The 16359-nt window shown below is 63.9% G+C and carries 16 protein-coding genes; 5 read left to right on the forward strand and 11 right to left on the reverse strand.

The annotated features are described in order from the left end of the window. Positions 1-33 precede the first annotated feature (33 nt). Positions 34-1728, forward strand: coding sequence for a serine/threonine protein phosphatase (locus LZC95_09550; GenBank protein WXA97078.1), 1695 nt, complete (start codon positions 34-36; stop codon positions 1726-1728). A 198-nt stretch (positions 1729-1926) separates the two neighbouring features. Here the strand turns inward: LZC95_09550 and LZC95_09555 are convergent, their stop codons facing one another. From LZC95_09555 to LZC95_09575, 5 genes are all read right to left on the reverse strand, one after another. Continuing rightward, positions 1927-2370 (reverse strand): TM2 domain-containing protein, encoded by a 444-nt coding sequence (locus LZC95_09555; protein WXA97079.1) that lies wholly within the window; start codon positions 2368-2370, stop codon positions 1927-1929. 107 nt (positions 2371-2477) lie between these two features. After that, entirely contained in the window at positions 2478-3479 is a 1002-nt protein-coding gene (locus LZC95_09560; GenBank protein WXA97080.1) for a TerB family tellurite resistance protein, read from the reverse strand. 271 nt (positions 3480-3750) lie between these two features. Further along, on the reverse strand, positions 3751-4071 hold the full coding sequence (locus LZC95_09565; GenBank protein ID WXA97081.1) for a hypothetical protein: 321 nt from the start codon (positions 4069-4071) through the stop codon (positions 3751-3753). 119 nt (positions 4072-4190) lie between these two features. After that, on the reverse strand, positions 4191-5036 hold the full coding sequence (locus tag LZC95_09570; protein ID WXA97082.1) for an OmpA family protein: 846 nt from the start codon (positions 5034-5036) through the stop codon (positions 4191-4193). Beyond that, positions 5033-5395 (reverse strand): DUF4398 domain-containing protein, encoded by a 363-nt coding sequence (locus LZC95_09575; GenBank protein WXA97083.1) that lies wholly within the window; start codon positions 5393-5395, stop codon positions 5033-5035. The genes LZC95_09570 and LZC95_09575 overlap by 4 nt, the downstream gene beginning before the upstream one ends. Positions 5396-5469: 74 nt before the next feature. Here LZC95_09575 and LZC95_09580 point away from each other — a divergent pair, with 74 nt between their 5' ends. Then, positions 5470-6573 (forward strand): arginase family protein, encoded by a 1104-nt coding sequence (locus LZC95_09580; GenBank protein ID WXA97084.1) that lies wholly within the window; start codon positions 5470-5472, stop codon positions 6571-6573. 144 nt (positions 6574-6717) lie between these two features. Here LZC95_09580 and LZC95_09585 read toward each other — a convergent pair whose 3' ends face one another. From LZC95_09585 to LZC95_09600, 4 genes are all read right to left on the reverse strand, one after another. Then, the gene (locus LZC95_09585) at positions 6718-7947 is read right to left on the reverse strand and encodes an MFS transporter (GenBank protein WXA97085.1); all 1230 of its coding nucleotides are present in this window, start codon (positions 7945-7947) and stop codon (positions 6718-6720) included. A gap of 91 nt (positions 7948-8038) precedes the next feature. After that, positions 8039-8689 carry a TlpA family protein disulfide reductase gene (locus tag LZC95_09590; GenBank protein ID WXA97086.1) on the reverse strand — a complete coding sequence of 217 codons (651 nt, stop codon included), beginning with the start codon at positions 8687-8689 and terminating at the stop codon, positions 8039-8041. Between the two features lie 5 nt (positions 8690-8694). After that, complete coding sequence (locus LZC95_09595) at positions 8695-9498, reverse strand: hypothetical protein (GenBank protein ID WXA97087.1); 804 nt, start codon at positions 9496-9498, stop codon at positions 8695-8697. Beyond that, a complete protein-coding gene (locus LZC95_09600) occupies positions 9495-10733 on the reverse strand; it encodes a hypothetical protein (protein WXA97088.1) in 1239 nt (412 codons plus the stop codon). The genes LZC95_09595 and LZC95_09600 overlap by 4 nt, the downstream gene beginning before the upstream one ends. 167 nt (positions 10734-10900) lie before the next feature. Here LZC95_09600 and rpiB point away from each other — a divergent pair, with 167 nt between their 5' ends. Further along, positions 10901-11359 (forward strand): ribose 5-phosphate isomerase B, encoded by a 459-nt coding sequence (gene rpiB, locus LZC95_09605; protein ID WXA97089.1) that lies wholly within the window; start codon positions 10901-10903, stop codon positions 11357-11359. A gap of 15 nt (positions 11360-11374) precedes the next feature. Next, positions 11375-12037 carry a DUF4230 domain-containing protein gene (locus LZC95_09610; GenBank protein WXA97090.1) on the forward strand — a complete coding sequence of 221 codons (663 nt, stop codon included), beginning with the start codon at positions 11375-11377 and terminating at the stop codon, positions 12035-12037. Between the two features lie 148 nt (positions 12038-12185). Here the strand turns inward: LZC95_09610 and LZC95_09615 are convergent, their stop codons facing one another. Beyond that, on the reverse strand, positions 12186-14000 hold the full coding sequence (locus tag LZC95_09615) for a M2 family metallopeptidase (GenBank protein WXA97091.1): 1815 nt from the start codon (positions 13998-14000) through the stop codon (positions 12186-12188). A gap of 230 nt (positions 14001-14230) precedes the next feature. Between LZC95_09615 and LZC95_09620 the strand changes: the two genes are divergently transcribed. Then, positions 14231-14806 carry a DUF924 domain-containing protein gene (locus tag LZC95_09620; GenBank protein WXA97092.1) on the forward strand — a complete coding sequence of 192 codons (576 nt, stop codon included), beginning with the start codon at positions 14231-14233 and terminating at the stop codon, positions 14804-14806. Between the two features lie 7 nt (positions 14807-14813). Here the strand turns inward: LZC95_09620 and LZC95_09625 are convergent, their stop codons facing one another. Next, positions 14814-16322 carry a coniferyl aldehyde dehydrogenase gene (locus LZC95_09625; protein WXA97093.1) on the reverse strand — a complete coding sequence of 503 codons (1509 nt, stop codon included), beginning with the start codon at positions 16320-16322 and terminating at the stop codon, positions 14814-14816. Positions 16323-16359: the final 37 nt, after the last annotated feature.

Consider the following 16359-nt stretch of genomic DNA (forward strand, 5'->3'; position numbering starts at 1 on the left):
TTCACAGAATAGTTGTCTATGATGGAGGGCGCCATGTTGACGTTTAGCCCAGATCCCGACAAGGCCGAGCAGGAGATGCACGCCATCATCTTTTACCTGACGACATTCGGGTACATCGATGGCGACTTCGATGCGAGCGAGAAGTCCTTCGTCAGGGCGTACATCCGCAAGCTGGTCGAGCATCGCGCCGACACAGCCATGGCCGACGCCGATCCAGCGTTTCGAGCCGAAATCGTCGATAAATTTACTGCGCATTTTCATGAGGTGTTCGAAGGGATCGATCTTCGTATTCAGGAACTTTTCGCCGAGCCGGTACAGAAGGATGAAGACCCCTCGGCGTTCGTCCACACGAAGCTCAAAGTTCGATGCTTCGAGATCTTCCAAAGCTTCGATCGCGCGGGCCAAGAACAGCTCATGGCGACGATCGACGAGCTTCTGCTGGCCGATGGGCACGCGCACCCTGCAGAGCTGAAGTTTCGCGGTGAGCTTGCCGCGCTTTTGTCGACCGAGGTGGAGTTGGAGCTGGTCGACGACGACGATGCGGTCGCGCACGTGCGCGTGGAGCCACCGCGCAAGCCGCCTGCGACGGGAGAGAATCACCCGTTCTTCGTGCCTGCGGAGTTTCACTACTCGGCGGACCGCAAGAAGATCCTCGAGCAGGCGTCGCGCGATCGCGTGCTCCTCGATCGGGTGCTGGCCATTTTGGACAAGCAGCGCGAAGACGGAAAAGGAAAGCTTACCGGCAAGAGCAACGTGTCCGATATCGCCGCGGGCGAGTCGTTCCTCGATGGGTACACGTACGTGGTGCGCCCCGTGCCGAAGCGCGGCTACGAGCTCACCGTGCTGGGCGATCTGCATGGCTGTTACAGCGTGCTCAAGGCCACGTTGATCCAGTCGCGGTTCTTCGAGAAGGTGACGGCGTTTCGGCAGAATCCGAACGCGGTGCCCGAGCCCAAGTTGGTATTCCTTGGCGACTACATCGATCGGGGGCTCTTTAGCCTGAACGGCGTTCTACGCACGGTGTTGCAGCTGTTTGCCACGGCACCGGAGCACGTCGTCGTGCTGCGCGGGAATCACGAATACTACGTGGAGTACAACGGCAACGTGTACGGCGGGGTGAAGCCGGCGGAGTCGATCAACACGCTCAAACCGCACCTGCCGCTCGACGTGTTTCGCCATTACGCGCGGCTGTTCGAGCAGCTTCCCAACACGTTGCTCTTCGACCGGTTCTTCTTCGTGCACGGCGGCATTCCGCGCGATCGCCTCATCAAAGAGCGATGGAAGGATCTCTCGACGCTCAACGATCCCGATCTGCGCTTCCAAATGATGTGGAGCGATCCGAGTCGGGTGGACGTGGTTCCGGCGGATCTGCAGGAGAAGTCAGCGCGCTTTCCGTTTGGAAAGCTGCAACTGCGCGCGTTCTTGCAGCGCATGGGATGCCACACGTTGGTGCGCGGCCACGAGAAGGTCAATAGTGGCTTCGAGCGCACGTACGACGACGAGCACGCGCAGCTCTTCACGCTCTTCTCCGCGGGAGGCCGCGACAACAACGACCTCCCCGTGGACAGCAGCTACCGCACCGTGACGCCGATGGCCCTCACGCTGCAGTTGCATCCCGACGGCACGAGCACCATCACCCCCTGGGCCCCCGACTACCGCGCCTACAACGATCCGCAGCGTAACGCCTTCTTCCAAGCCCCCCCCGAAATCGCCCACCGCCGCGACTAAGAGAAGATTGAACAGGGAGGGGGGGAGGCGGGGAGGTTTACGGCACAAATCCCACCGCGCACCGAGGCTTTTTTTGTTTTTCCATGGGCCTACTGAGCCCACTGAAAAATAAAGAAGCTTCGGTGCGCGGTGGGATTCGCGTCGTTGAACTCCCCGCCTCCCCCCCTCCCTGTGAATCTTCTTCGAGCGTAAAACGCGTTAAGTGCCGTCGCGCAACGGGCGGCCTTGGGAGTCGGTGACTTTGCCGGTGAGCATCATGATGCCGTCGACGATCGGCCAGATCACTCCGACGCCGCACGTGAGCCACGTGGCCACGATTTGCAGGATCGCGATCGTCGTGTGGCCCGTGTAGAAGCGACCCACGCCGAAGGCGCCGACGAGCAGCTGCAAAATGCCCGCGATGATCTTGCTCTTGTCCGAGAAGGGGAGTCCCGTGACCGGATCCACGCCGTAGGGTGCGCCCGGGCCTGCACCAGGAACGCCGCCCGGACCACCGGGATAAGGCGCCATGGGCCCGCCGGGAGGGGGAGGCCCGTAGCCGCCGCCGTACGGATTCTGTCCGGCACCACCAGAAGGCGCCTGGCCATAGCCACCGGGCTGGTTCGGGCCCTGTCCAGGGGGAGGAGGATATCCACCTTGCATCGTTCGAGTTCTCCAACTTCCGACCGCGAGCGGTCTTTGCGATGAATGTCCCCCTCCGGAGGAGCCGGGGTATGGGAGACAATCACTGAGTAAGAACGCTTGCCTACCTAAGCAAGCTTTTCCACTCGTTCATCGTACTCGGCCTGGGAGATCCGCTGGGCTTGCAGGTCGGCGTTCAGCGCTTCCAGCGCAAGCTTGGTGCGAATCGCCTTGGCCTCGACGCTCTCCTTGTTCTTGTCGTAGGCCTCTTTTCCATCCTTCTTCGCATCTTTGAATTCCTTGCGAAGTTGGGCGACGGGCACGGTTCCGCCGCTCGCAAAGTAGCGCTCGGCCACTTTGCCGATGGCCCACGTGGTCGCGAACGATGTCGTGGCGCCCACGACGCTTCCCCATCCGGGCACGAGCTTCGCGAGGTTGTTCACCGCGATGCGCATGCCCGTGCCGCCGACGACGCCACCGAGGAGCGAGCTCACGGCCTTCTTGTCCATCGTGTTGCCGAAGTACTGACCGATGTCGCGTACGAGCTTCGCCTGCAAGGCGACCACCGCGACGTCCGTCGCGATGGCCACACCCGGAACGGGGAACGCTCCGAGCACCGCGCTCATGATCGAGTACTTCAAAACGTCTTCCTCGATTTCGGCGCCGCGGCGTTTCGGATCGTCCACCTTCTTGATGTTGCTCGGAAGGATGGTGTCCTTCGTTTCGCTCACCAAGTCGGCGAGAAAGCCTCCTCGTTCCTGCGGCGGCGGCACGGCCGCCACCACCGCGTTGGGTGCCGGCGGCACGATGGACGCCGCGTAGCCGAAGGCCGCCTTCATGCGATCGAGGATCGCGTTCTCTTGCGACACGCGCTCGCCGTCGACGAGCGCGATGGCCACCGCAGCGTCGTACGTCTGGCGGCGCGCCTCGGGCGAGACGATGCGCTGGATCTGCGCTTCGACGTCGGTTTCTTCTTCGAGCAGCGTTTCCAACGTCACGCCGTCGGGAAGGGAGACGCCCTCCAACGCCTCCTCGAGCGCCGTGCGCTCTTCTGCGAGCAGTCTGCCGTCCGCTTTGGCCACCGCCACGAGAATGCGCAGCCCGGCGAGCCCTTCGGTAACGCTGATCATGGTGCTCTTAGGAGAACGGCGAAGTCAGCCGCCGTCAAGTGCGGCTGCCTGAGGTAACGAGTCATTGGACGTGCCAAGTTCGAAACTCCCTCGTGCAGGAACCGCGGCAGCGAGAACGAAACCGGCGGGACCGGCGGATGTGTGGTCCAGACAATTTGGAATCGCCTTAACCGTCCGGAGATTGCTGCTGCAGGGGGACGGGCCAAGGTGCCGACCTCGCTGGGCTTGTCCCGGAGGTTGGCGAGTCTGCCTCGGACACTCGACTTTTGCGCTACGTGTCATCCCCCTCGATGATTCGTCGCGAGCGTGGCACGTCGCCGGCACCGAGATCGCCACCGATGATGCCAATTTCCTCGTCGAGCCGGTCCTGTTCCGCATCCGCGATGGCGGTCCGCACCTCGATCGCGCGTCCTGCTGCGACCCCGACCGCGCCCCCGAGGACCGCGCCAATCATCGCACCCGATGGCCCTGCAAATGCGCCCACACTGATACCGGCAGCCGCGCCCGAAATGGCGCCTGCAGCGAGGGAAGCGTCGGACCGGAGAGGAATACCGGCCTCGCGTAGCTCTCGTTCTCTTTGTGTCCAGGCCATTGTGCACCGTGCTGGTCGGCACCCGTCGAAACACGCCAGGAGGGGCGGAGGGAGGGGCTACCAGCACGCGCACTGAGAGCAATGCGCGTGCCTCGGACTACATTGGATGAACGATGTCGCTACTTGCGCTCGGGCGGCGAGACGATGATCTCGACGCGCCGGTTGTTGGCACGCCCTTCGGCGGTGGAGTTGCTAGCGACGGGCCGATCGGGACCGACGCCCACCGCGCGGACAATCTCCGGGGGAAGACCGTGCGAGATGATGTACTGCCGCACGGAGTCCGCCCGCTTCTGCGAGAGGTCCATGTTGAAGCCGCGCTGGCCCTGCGAGTCGGTGTGGCCTTCGACGGTGATGCTGCGATCCGGGTTGGCCTTCAGCGCGGTGACGACATTGTCGAGTGCGCTCATGGCGGCGGGCAGCAAAGCCGACGCGCCCGAGGCAAAGAGAACCTGACCCGACAGCGTGATGACCATGCCGCGGTTGTCGTTCTTGACCTCGGCCATCTTGGCGAGGTTGTCGAGCGCTTCCTTGGTGCGGCGACGCTCGTCTTCGAGCTGCTGCTGCGAGCGCTCGAGCTGCTTGCGCGCGCTCTCGAGCTCGCGCTCGGTCTTGCGGCCCATCGCCACCTGCGTGGCCTGCAGTTCCTTCTGCGCCTGCTCGCGTTGGCGCTCGGCGACCATCATGCCGGCTTGCGCATCGGCGAGTTGCGCTTTGCGAAGTGCGATGTACGCGCGGTCTTTCGTCTCGGGGGAGCCCGGCTCGTCGTCGTAGGACTTCTCGGCCTGATCGAGCGAACCCTTGGCCACGTGCACCTGCGCCGGGTTGACCTGGTTGGCCTGCCCCGTCTGCGCCTTTTGATAGGCCGTGCGCGCCTCCAAGAGCTCCTTCGGCGGCGGGGTGGAGCCACACCCGACGAGGAGACTCAAGGCCAGAAATGCCAGCGTCTTCGGATACGCGCGAATCATCGTTTGTCTCCTGACTTGAGGGCCTTGAGCTCGTCCAAGGCTTGCTGAGCCTCTGCGCGGGCCGTTGCCTCGCGGGCCAGGGCGACGGCGAGCTCGGCATCGGACTCGGCGCGAAGGAGCACGAATTCGGCGCGTTTGTTGTCGCCGTCGTTGATGAGTGCCTTCGCTTGGTCGATCTGCTCTTGGGCCAACTTTAAGTGAAGCGCGGCTTGCGGGTTGTTCTGGGCGCCCACTTCTTGGGCCGCGCGCACGGACGCTTGGGAATCCGCAAGGCGTCCATTGGGCGCAGGGTACGAGCCGCATCCAGCCATGAGCCAGGCTGTGATGGTTGCCGCCGCCGTCAACGCGATCTGTTTCATCCGACTCCTCGATATAGAGACGTGTCTATTTTGGACTTTTTGCCGAGGCGCGGTCGACCATACCATGATCGCCGATGAATCCGTATGAGGAGCTTGCAACCCTACTTCGCCCTGCCGGTGGTGGTCTTTTCCTGGTTTCGACCGGGCGCGCCGAGCAAATCGAGCTGCAAAAAACCATTTACGGTGCAGCGAGTGAGGAGGAGGTAGGACAAAAATGGCGTGCCGCGCTTGCTGAAATCGCGGCGGCAAAGGTGGTCATTCTCGGTGCTCCCTCCGACGTTGGAGCCGGTTTTTTGCGGGGGGCCAACATGGGTCCCCAAGCGATTCGGCAAGAGCTTCTGAAGGCGGGCGGGCTGCCTGCTGGGGTGGTGGACGCAGGCGACGTCTTCGTGGTGCCGCAGCTACTCCACGACGACATGCTCGCGCCCGCGCAGCGGGAAGCCTCGGCGCGCGCGCTTTATCCGCAGATCGCGCCCGAAATTCGGGCGTCGTTGCCCGTATCGCCGCTCTCCATTTTGGAGCGCGCCGTCGACTTGCTGTTCGCCATCAATCCGAAGGTCGTTCCCATCGTATTGGGCGGCGATCATTCCTGTGCATGGCCCGTGTCGTCGGCACTGGCACGCGCCCGCGGCGCTGCGGCCAATCCAGCCTGGGGCATCGTCCAGATGGACGCGCACACGGATTTGCTCGAGGAAAGACTCGGTATTCGTTACTGTTTTGCAACGTGGAGCTACCACGCGAGCCGCCTGCTCACGCGCCCCGACCATATGGTGCAAGTCGGTATTCGCGCCACGCGCCACCCGCGCGCTCATTGGGAAAAGGACGTGGGCGTGCGGCAATTTTGGGCCGACGAATGCAATCGCGATCCCGCCGCCGCGGTCGATGCGATCGTGGAACACCTTTTGGCGCGCGGCATCCAGTCGATTTACTTCTCCAATGACATCGACGGCACCGACGAACAGTTCGCCGATGCAACCGGCACACCCGAGCCCCAAGGCCTGCACCCCGACTTCGTCCTGGCCCTCATCCGCCGCCTAGGCCAAGAGTTCCACCTTTGTGCGGGCGACATCATGGAAGTCGCCCCGCCCATCCCCCGCCACCCCGGCGGAACCGCCCGCACCGTCACCCTCGCCGCCCAATACATCACCGCCACCATCGCCGCAGCGCTAAAACCCTAGAGAAATTCACAGGGAGGCGGGGAGGCGGGGAGTTTTTTGGGTGTTCAATTAGCCCCTTGGGCCAACTGGAAACCCCAAAAAAGCCCTCTGCGCTGCTGCGCGCCGAAACCCCTCCCCGCCTCCCCGCCTCCCTGTAAAATCTTCTTAGCCGTTGCCTTGGGGCACTTGGTCGATGCGGTCGACGTTGCGGAGGGCGGGGAAGAGTTTCATGCAGGTCAGCACGACGGCGCAGGTGGCGACGCCGCCGAGGACGGCCGCGCGTACCGTACCGAACAACGCCGCGGTGAGACCTGATTCGAATTCACCGAGCTCGTTGGAGGCGCCGACGAAGACCTGGTTGACCGCGCTCACCCGTCCGCGCATCGCGGGTGGTGTGGCGATTTGCACCAAGGTACCGCGCACCACCACGCTCACCATGTCCGAGGCGCCGGCCACCACGAGCGCGGCGAGCGACAGCAGGTACGTCTGCGAAAGCGCGAAGACGATGGTGGCCACGCCGTAGAGCCCGACGCACGCGAACATGAGAAGGCCCACCTTCTGCCGCAGCGGGTGGAACGCGAGCCAGATGGCCATCATCGACGCGCCCAGCGCCGGGGCGCTGCGCAACAAACCGAGGCCCCACGGGCCAGTATGCAATATATCGCGCGCAAAGATCGGCAGGAGCGCGACGGCGCCGCCCAACAGAACGGCGAACAAATCGAGCGTGATCGACCCGAGAAGGAGCTTCTGCGAAAAGACGTAGCGCACGCCCGCCGAAAGCGTGGCGAGCGACGTGGCCCGCCCTTCCATGCGCCCCGTGCGAACCTTGAGCGCGAACACGCCCGCGAATGCCGCGGTGGCGAGAAGCGCGCTGATGGCGTAGACACCCGCCGGGCCGCCGAACAGACCATAGACGACGCCGCCCAACGCGGGACCGAGCACCGTTGCGATCTGCCACACCGTGGAGCTCCATGCGACGGAACGCGGGAACTCCTCCATGGGCACGAGGTGCGTGACGAGCGCGGAGGCCGCCGGCCCGGAGAAGGCGCGCACCGTACCGAAAAACGCGAGGATCGCGTAGATGAAGTACGCGTGTTCGACGTGCATCAGCGCCGACGTGAGGAGCAGCACCGCCGAGGTGGCGATGCCGAGGTTGGTGACCATCACGACGCGGCGTCGATCGAAGCGATCCGCCGCGGCACCGGTGAGGGGCGAGAGGCACACCATCGGCAGAAACTGTGCGAGCCCGACATAGCCGAGAGCCAGCGGGCGCCGCGTGAGGTCGTAGACCTGCCACGCGACGGCCACGCTCTGCATTTGAATGGCGATGGTCAGTAAGAATCGCGCACACTGGTAGAGACGAAAATCTCGATACCGGAAAAGATTAGGCGCCATGTTTCGCACGGGCGCCTGCGCAGCGCAGACATTCTGGGGGAACCATTTTTACTGGCGTCCATAGGGACGGCACCCCCCTGCGTCGAGGGGTCTATTTCGCCAGGTACGCTGCGAAGGGCCCGTAGTCACTGTCCTCGAGCGCCCCTTCGATCACGCAACGCACTTTTCCCGTCGGATCGATGAGCGCATGTTCGGGTAACTCGGGCGGATTCTTCATCTTCATCGCGCCGAGCCAGCCATCGCGCACGGTCTCCTTGATCCATAGCGCCGCGCGCACGCCATCTTGAGGCTGCGCCTCGAGGAACTTCGCGAGCTGCCGCTCGTCGTCGTCCACCGAGAGGAACACCAGGTCCACCTTGGTGCCGGCTTGCGCGAGCTTCTTCTCCCAGGCACGCAAGCGCGGGATCTCCTCTTTGCACGGCCCACACCACGCGGCGAAGAAGTTCAACCACGTCCAGCGCCCATTGCCCGTGGAAATCTCGGACGCGAGCGGCGTCGCACCCGGCGCCTGCGCGCGTGCGAGTGCCATCTTGGGCAGGGTGCGCGACACCGTTTCCGCTTCGCAGATCTTGCGCGGTGCCGCCGGTGCCGTGTGCGCCGGCTGCGGCGAAGGGGCAGGGGCCGCGGTGGGCATGCTGCCCGTCGCCACCACGACCTCACTCCTTCCGGACGTCCGCGAGCCCGATGCATCCGACTTGTCGCAGCCGGCCAACGCGACCGAGGCGGCCAACGCGAACGACACGAAGCCTAAAGACGACAATCGACCCATGATACGAAGGCACTCCGATTGAGGGCGTCGGCATTGCACTTCGCCGACGAACGTGACGCGGGCCAGTCGCAGTACTCTTTGGTGAGCTGCGCGAATTCGTTGCCGAGCCAGAGCATCCCGACCTGCTTCTCCAGGTCCGGATCCTTGAATTGCTCCTGCAGGAAGAAGTGCACGCTGTTCGCGCGCTTGTGCGACAAGGTCCGATTGAAGTCGGCCGAGCCCGTGCGCGATGCGCGCGCCACGATGAAGAAGTAGCGCGCGCCCTTGCGATCCATCCAGCGCTCCTCGAGGAGCTTCTTGGCGCCCGGATCGAGCGCGTCGGAGCCGTCGTCGAACATGATGACCGCGCCGCGATCTTTCAGCGGCGTGAAGAGCGCGTTGAAGTCTTCGTCGTTGATCGACGCGAACGTCTTCACGTCGGCTGGCTGGCATCCGCGCCGCGATTCTCCGCCCACGAGCCCGCAGGCGTTGAGCACGCGCTGGAGCACCGTCTTGAACCCCGGCGTGCAGTACTTTTCCTCGCTCTGATCGGCCACGGCGACTTTGCTCTCCGCGGCGGCAGCCGTCGCCTGCGGGTGCTTGAGCCGATCGGCCGCGCCACTCACCGTCGCACGCACGGTGAGCGTGGTGGCGAGCAGCACGATCACCCCGGCCACGCCGCCGACCAACGCCGGCAAAAACGGAGGCGATCCTCCGGCGGACGGTGCATCGACCGCGTCGATGGCCCTTCGGTTCGGATTTCCAGGCGATCCGGGTGGCTGGTGCGGATGGTAAGCGCTCATCGCAAGACCTCGGGTGAAAGCTGGGACAGCGTATACTTTAGCCCCAGGTCGGTGTCTTCGTCGCAGATGCGCTTGTCCCCCAGAAACATCTGGGGCGTCGACACCGGGATGTGGTTGTTCGATGCATAGTGCAAGTGCTGATTGAGCCGCGTGGCCGTCTTCTTGTCCTGCGCGCACTGCATCACGTCACTGCCGAAGCGCTCGCGGATCATCTTCTCGATGGCCGCGGGGTTGCCCTTGCCCAGCTCACGCAAGCTGTCCTGCTCGGAGTACGACCACTCGAGGATGGCGCGCGCCTGGTTGCCGCCGCAGAGGACGGCCTTGGAGAGGATGCACGCGCCCGGGTGCAGCGACCGATCGAGCATCCAGTTGCACTCGCTGTCGAGCGGGAACATCACCAACGTGACGTCCAGGTTCTCGAGCACGCCCTCGTCGATGAGCCGCTCGTGGAAGGCGCGGCACGTCGGGCACAAAGGATCCTCGAAGAAGGTCACGGCCTTCACCGGATGCGCGGTCGGCAGCTTGAGCAGCGCATTGTGTTGCTCCTGCGGCACCTCGAGCTTTCCGCAGCTCGAGAGGTAGGGGCGGTAATCCGGAAGCGCGGCCACGTAGACCAACGACGGAAGGATGGCTGCAAGTCCCAGCGCCGCGAGCCACCCGACCAGCAAGAGCGGATTGCCCGCCGCCGAATCGACCTGCGTCGGCCCATGCGGATCGGGCGGCAGGTGCACGTGCGCGATGCGCCGGTAGTGCACGAGGGCCATCACCGCCGCGGTGGCCAGCAAGGCCGAGGAGAAGTAGATGCCGACGCAAACCTTGCAGAATGCATGCAATCGGGTCAGCGAGATGAAGAACATGATCAGCGACGCCATGAGCGGCGTCACCCCCGTGATGCCGAAGAATAGATAGGCTCGCTTCGGCGCCCGCAGGCCCGACATCAGCAGGTAGACCGAGAACCCGAGGAAAAAGCTGAAGGCCCCGACCGCGAACAGCGAGATGGGCACCCCGCCCCAGTACGACGCGCGAAAGATCGCCGAGTAGGAGCTGAAGAGCGCGACTTTGCAGGGATTTTCGGCGGTGGTGTCGCCGGACGCGCCCGGGATGAAGCTGCAGTGGATCGTATGGATCTGCCGGTCGAGGTGTTGCGCATAGTCGTACGTGGAGTACGAGGCGAACAGCAGCCCCAAGAGGGATGCAGCCAGCGCCAGCCCAGCCAAAAATCGAGCGTTTCGCATTGCGATGGGCCCCACGTTGCACCGCCGCGGCCTCCATCGTCAATTCTTTGCCCGCTCCCGCTCCCGCTCCCCTCCCGAGCTTTTCGGGAGCGGGATCGCGAGCGGGAGGGGGGAGACGCCGGCACATTCCATTGAAAGGTGCCTCGAGCCGTGCCAAATGGGCGCCCATGAAGATCGCGATCGCGGGGGATCACGCAGGATTCGAGCTCAAGGAAGCGCTGGCCAAAGTCCTCACGGATGCCGGCCACGAGGTGAAAAACCTTGGAACGAACGACGGTTCCAAGCCGTCCGACTACCCGGATTTCGCGGTGGCCATGGGCGAAGCCCTGTCTCGCGGCGACGTGGAACGCGGCGTGCTGGTGTGCGGCAGCGGCGTCGGCATTTCCGTTGCCGTCAACAAATTTCCAGGAGTGCGTGCCGGGCTCTGTCACGACACGTACTCGGCGCACCAAGGCGTGGAGCACGACGACATGAACGTGCTGTGCATCGGCGCGCGCATCATCGGCACCGCGCTGGCGACCGAGCTCGTTCTCGCCTTCGTGGCGGCGAAGTACACGAACGAGGAGCGCCACGTGCGCCGCCTCGCAAAAGTGAAGGCCATCGAAGAGCGCTTCCTGCGTCGATGACGCATACTTGGCGTCGTGAGTGCCAACGCTGACGACGTCATTCCCTCATCGCCGTCTTCGCGCCGCGCGATGCCGCTTTGGCCGATGCTGCTCGTCGGCCTCGTGTGCCTGATCGGCACGGCCGCCTATTTCGCGTCGAACTACCTGTTCCACGCGACGACCAGTACGAGCTCGGTGGTTTCCGTGCGCCCATCGGCCACGCTCCTCGTGGCCGTGCGCGATCTCGCGCGTCTCGAGACCACCGAGCTTCACATGGAGAAGGTCATCGATCTGACCGACACCCAGAGCCGCTTCTTCGGTCTGGTGCAGGGCACGGACGCCATCCTCCTCGTCGCCTCGGGCAACGTCTCCATCGGCGTGGACCTATCGAAGCTGCGCGAAGACGACGTGAGCATGGACGCGAAGACCAAGGTCGCAACCCTCCGTCTGCCCGAGCCCGAAATCTTCTCCGTGCACCTCGACGAGAAGAAGACCTACGTCTACCGCCGCACCACGAGCCTCATCGCCGAGCCCAACCCGCAACTCGAAACACAGGCCCGCCAGCAAGCCATCGCATCGATCGAAAAAGCCGCCCGCGAAACCGACATCACCGACCGCGCCAAACGCCAAGCCGAACGCCAACTCCGCACCCTCGCCACGGGCCTCGGCGCTTCGTCGGTCAACGTCACGTGGCGCTAAGAGAAGATTCACGGGGAGGCGGGGAGGTTTTTGGGGTTTCCACGCACCCCAGTGAGTCAACTGGAAACCCCAAAAAGAGCGTTCCGCGCTGTCCGTGCCGTAAGTCCTCCCCGCCTCCCCGCCTCCCTGTTCAATCTTCAGGTAGGGCTCACCAGCCGCACTTCATGCCCTTGGTTTGCTCGCCCAGGTACTCCTTCAATGGAGCGAAGTATTCGAGCATCGCCGAGGCGTCGGCCTTCGTCTCGCCGCTCATGGCAGCTAGCGCCTCGGGCCAAGGTTTGCTCGAGCCCATCGAGAGCATGGCCGCGAGCTTCTTGCCGGCTTCCTTGTTCCCGTAGATCGAGCACGTGTCGAGGCGGCCCGTGTGGCCGGCGGCCTTGCACAAGGCCCGGTGGAATTGGAATTGGTAAATCCGCGCGAGGAAGTAACGGATGTACGGCGTGCTCGCGGGCACGTGGTACTTCGCGCCGGGGTCGAAGTCGGCCTCCGAGCGCGAGACCGGCGGCGCGATGCCCTGGTACTTCGTGCGGAGCGCCCACCAGGACTCGTTGTATTTGTCCTTCGGCGTCTTGCCGGCGAACACGTCCCAGCGCCACTTGTCGATGACCAGACCGAAGGGCAAGAACGCGATCTTCTCCAGCGCGTTCTTCATTTGCTGGTTCACCGTGGCCTTCGGATTGTCCGGCGCCGCGTTGAGGAGCCCCAGCCCTTTCAGGTACTGCGGCGTCACGCTGAGCGCGAGCGTATCGCCAATGCCCTCGTGGAATCCGTCGTTGGCGCCGCTCTGGAAGAGAACCGGTAATTTGTAATATTGGTGAAAGTAGTAATCGTGCCCGAGCTCGTGGTGAATCGTAATTAGGTCGTTCTCCGTCGGCTCGATGCACATCTTGATGCGCAGATCGTTGTTCCAGGTCACGTCCCACGCGCTCGCGTGGCAAACGACTTCGCGCCCCTCGGGCTTGGTGAACAGCGAGCGCTCCCAGAACGACTTGGGCAACGGATCGAGCCCGAGCGACGTGAAGAACGACTCGCCCAGCTTCACCATCTTCACCGCATCGTACTTCTTGTCGCGCAGGCTCTTGCTCACGTCGAGCGAGGCCTCACCCTTGTAGGGTTCCACCAAATCGTAAATATCGTTCCACTCCTGCGACCACATGTTTCCCAAAAGCTGCGCAGGAATCGGCCCCTGCTCGGGGACTTTGTCCTTGCCGTACTTCTCGCGCAGGCGCGAACGCACGAAACAGTGAAGCTGGTCGTACAGCGGCTTGACCTGCTGCCAGAGGCGCTCGAGATCGGCCTCGAAGGCGTCGGGCGGCATGTCGTAACCCGAGCGCCAGAGCGCACCCATGTCGGCGAATCCGATTTCGCGCGCACCCTTGTTTCCCAATTCGGTGTAGCGCGCGAACTTGTCCTTCATCACCGCCGAAATGGCGTGCCACCCGGCCCATGCTTCGGTGAGCTCGTCGAAGTTGCGGCTCTTGGACAGCACGCGCGACAGATCGCCGAGCGTGTACTCGACGTTTTTCGCATCTTTGCCTTTGGGGGCCTTCAGGTATTTCGCACCGGCTTTTGCCAATGCGCCGTTCGGCTGCGGCTTGTATTTTCCTTTGCCGTAGGTGCCGGTCATCCACGACTCGATTTCCGCGAGCTCGTCGCGCTCCTTCGCGTCGCTCGGTGCGGGCACCACTTGTGCGAGCTTGAGCAACCAAAGCTGCCGCGCGACCTCCGGGCTCAACCCGGGCACCTTGTCGAAGCGCGTCGCGGCCTTGATGGCCTTCGTCACGTACTCCGCCGTCTCGGCCTCGCGCGATGCCGCGACGGCCTCGGTGTCATCGGTGATGAAATTTTGATTCACCCAGCTGGCTTGATCGCGTGCGACCCAGCGCTTGCGCAGATCTTGATCCACCTGTGCGATGAAGCGCTGCGCCTCCTCCGGTGTGGCACTCGATGATGCAGTGGGCACTGGTGTCGAGGATGGAGCGACATCTTTCGTTGCAGCAGAAGAGGTGGGCTGTTGCGGTTCTGCGCTCGGACTTCCACCGCATGCGAGCGGAAGAATAGAAAGCGCTGTGATCGCGGTGAGGCGGCGGACGTTGACCTTACGGGGGTGGCTCACGATTGGCTCCGAGTGATAGAAAGGGGTCACTCGAGTTTCGCTTTTACCAACGAAAAACCTGCGATCCTAGGAAATCCATGGTCAGCTACGACGACGTCCTCACGTTTTGGTTCGGTTCGAACGACCTGACGAAGCAGCTCTCTCCGAGGCGCGCTTGGTTCGCCAAGGATGCGGAGTTCGACCGAACCATCGCGGAGCGCTTCGGCACGTTGCTCGAGGAAGCGGGGAGGGGAGAGCACGACGCATGGCGCAAGAGCCCCGCGAGCTGCCTGGCGCTCTTGCTGCTGCTCGATCAGTTCTCACGCAATGTTTACCGCGGCACCGCGCGCGCGTTCGCCAACGACCCCGCCGCGCTGCAGCACTGCCTGTACGCGCTCGATCACGGACACGATCGCCAAGTCGCACCCGTCGCGCGTTGGTTCTTCTACATGCCGCTCGAGCACTGTGAGTCCATCGAACGCCAACGCGACGCCGTGGCGCGCTTCAAGGCGCTCGAGGGCTCGCCCAGTGCCTCCGTGGTCATTGGCTTCGCGGAAAAGCACATGCACATCGTCGAGCGCTTCGGCCGCTTCCCGCACCGCAATGCCACCCTCGGGCGTGAAAGCACGCCCGAGGAGCTCGAGTTCCTGAAGCAGGACGGCGCGTCGTTCTAAGGCGTCGTCACTTTCCCAGCGTAAGCCGGAAGAACATGTTCGCGGCCTTGCCGTACGGCGGCAAAAGCAGCGAGCGCGCGTTCAGCCGGCTCTGATAGAAGACGGGCTTCTTCTTCGAGAAGGAGACGAAGCCCTCGTGCGCGTGGTAGTGCCCCATGCCGCTCGGCCCGACGCCGCCGAAGGGCAAATCGTCCTGCGCGACGTGCAGCATCGTCTCGTTGATGGAGACGCCACCCGAGGTGGTGCGCTCCAGCACGCGGTCGATCTGCGACTGGTCGTAGCCGAAGTAATAGAGGGCGAGGGGGCGCGGGTGCTCGTTGACGTACTCGATCGTCTCGTCGAGGTCCTCGTACGCCAAGATGGGGAGGATCGGTCCGAAGATCTCCTCCTGCATCACGACGGTGTCCTCGCCAGGCTGCACGACCAAGATGGGACCCATCTTGCGCGTCGCGCGATCGGACTCGGCGTCCGCGAGCTCGATGATGCGCGCGCCCTTCTCGCGTGCGTCGTCGAGGTAGCCGCGCAGCCGATCGAAGTGCCGCTCGTTGACGATGGTGGTGTAGTCCTCGTTGCGGCGAATGTCCGGGTAAAGCTTGGCCACGGCCTTCTTGCACCCGGCGATGAACGCCTCCACCTTCTTGGCGGGGACGAACACGTAGTCCGGTGCAATGCACGTCTGCCCGGCGTTGAAGGCCTTGCCGGCGATGATGCGGAGTGCTGCCTCCTCGATGGCGAAGTCGTCACCGATGATGGTCGGCGACTTGCCGCCGAGCTCCAGGGTCACCGGCGTCAGGTGCTCGGACGCATTGCGCATCACGATTTTGCCAACGCGTGTCGAACCGGTGAACACCAGGTGATCGAATGGCAGCTTGGAGAACTCCTCGCCCACCTCCGGCCCTCCGGTGATGACCGCGACCTGGTCCGGCTTGAACACCTCGCGCACGATTTGGTCGAGCACCTCGGACGAGTTGGGCGTGAGCTCGGACGGCTTGATCATCACGCGGTTGCCCGCAGCGAGTGCGCCGACCAGCGGCGAGATTCCGAGCTGAATCGGGTAATTCCACGGCGAGATGATCCCCACCACGCCGAGCGGCTGCATCTGGACTTCGGCGCTCGCGGGTAGAAAGGCCCAGGCGACCTCCCGCCCCTCGGGCTCCATCCAGTCGCGCAAGTGGTCGCGTGCATGCTTGATGGCGCCCACCACCACGAACACCTCGGAAACGAGCGACTCGTGGCGCGAGCGGTTTCCGAAGTCGGTGGAAATGGCGCGGACGATGTCTTCCTTGTGCGCGAGAAGCGCGGCCTCCAGCTTGTCGAGCGAGGCGATGCGCTCTTCGTACGTCGGTGCCGGCGATGCCTTGTGGGCTGCCCGCATCGTCTTGAGGATCGCGTGCATGTCGGGACGGTCGGCCGTCTTCGATTCCTGCGGAGTGGCGCCCGACGATGTAGCGGTGGCCGTCACGCCGCCGTTCGTTTTTGGTTCGGTCGTGCGATGGGTCTCGGCGGAAGTCGTCATGGTTCCCCGACGATACCTTAGGCTTTCGGCGACTGAC

The sequence above is a fragment of the Sorangiineae bacterium MSr12523 genome (assembly GCA_037157775.1).
Taxonomy (GTDB): Bacteria; Myxococcota_A; Polyangia; order Polyangiales; family Polyangiaceae; genus Pendulispora; species Pendulispora brunnea.

What these genes read in the sequence shown, in the direction of transcription:
- LZC95_09550 (WXA97078.1), top strand. Translation starts at nt 34, where the DNA reads ATGTTGACGTTTAGCCCAGATCCCGACAAGGCCGAGCAGGAGATGCAC.
- LZC95_09555 (WXA97079.1), bottom strand. Translation starts at nt 2,370, where the DNA reads ATGCAAGGTGGATATCCTCCTCCCCCTGGACAGGGCCCGAACCAGCCC.
- LZC95_09560 (WXA97080.1), bottom strand. Translation starts at nt 3,479, where the DNA reads ATGATCAGCGTTACCGAAGGGCTCGCCGGGCTGCGCATTCTCGTGGCG.
- LZC95_09565 (WXA97081.1), bottom strand. Translation starts at nt 4,071, where the DNA reads ATGGCCTGGACACAAAGAGAACGAGAGCTACGCGAGGCCGGTATTCCT.
- LZC95_09570 (WXA97082.1), bottom strand. Translation starts at nt 5,036, where the DNA reads ATGATTCGCGCGTATCCGAAGACGCTGGCATTTCTGGCCTTGAGTCTC.
- LZC95_09575 (WXA97083.1), bottom strand. Translation starts at nt 5,395, where the DNA reads ATGAAACAGATCGCGTTGACGGCGGCGGCAACCATCACAGCCTGGCTC.
- LZC95_09580 (WXA97084.1), top strand. Translation starts at nt 5,470, where the DNA reads ATGAATCCGTATGAGGAGCTTGCAACCCTACTTCGCCCTGCCGGTGGT.
- LZC95_09585 (WXA97085.1), bottom strand. Translation starts at nt 7,947, where the DNA reads ATGGCGCCTAATCTTTTCCGGTATCGAGATTTTCGTCTCTACCAGTGT.
- LZC95_09595 (WXA97087.1), bottom strand. Translation starts at nt 9,498, where the DNA reads ATGAGCGCTTACCATCCGCACCAGCCACCCGGATCGCCTGGAAATCCG.
- LZC95_09600 (WXA97088.1), bottom strand. Translation starts at nt 10,733, where the DNA reads ATGCGAAACGCTCGATTTTTGGCTGGGCTGGCGCTGGCTGCATCCCTC.
- rpiB (WXA97089.1), top strand. Translation starts at nt 10,901, where the DNA reads ATGAAGATCGCGATCGCGGGGGATCACGCAGGATTCGAGCTCAAGGAA.
- LZC95_09620 (WXA97092.1), top strand. Translation starts at nt 14,231, where the DNA reads ATGGTCAGCTACGACGACGTCCTCACGTTTTGGTTCGGTTCGAACGAC.
- LZC95_09625 (WXA97093.1), bottom strand. Translation starts at nt 16,322, where the DNA reads ATGACGACTTCCGCCGAGACCCATCGCACGACCGAACCAAAAACGAAC.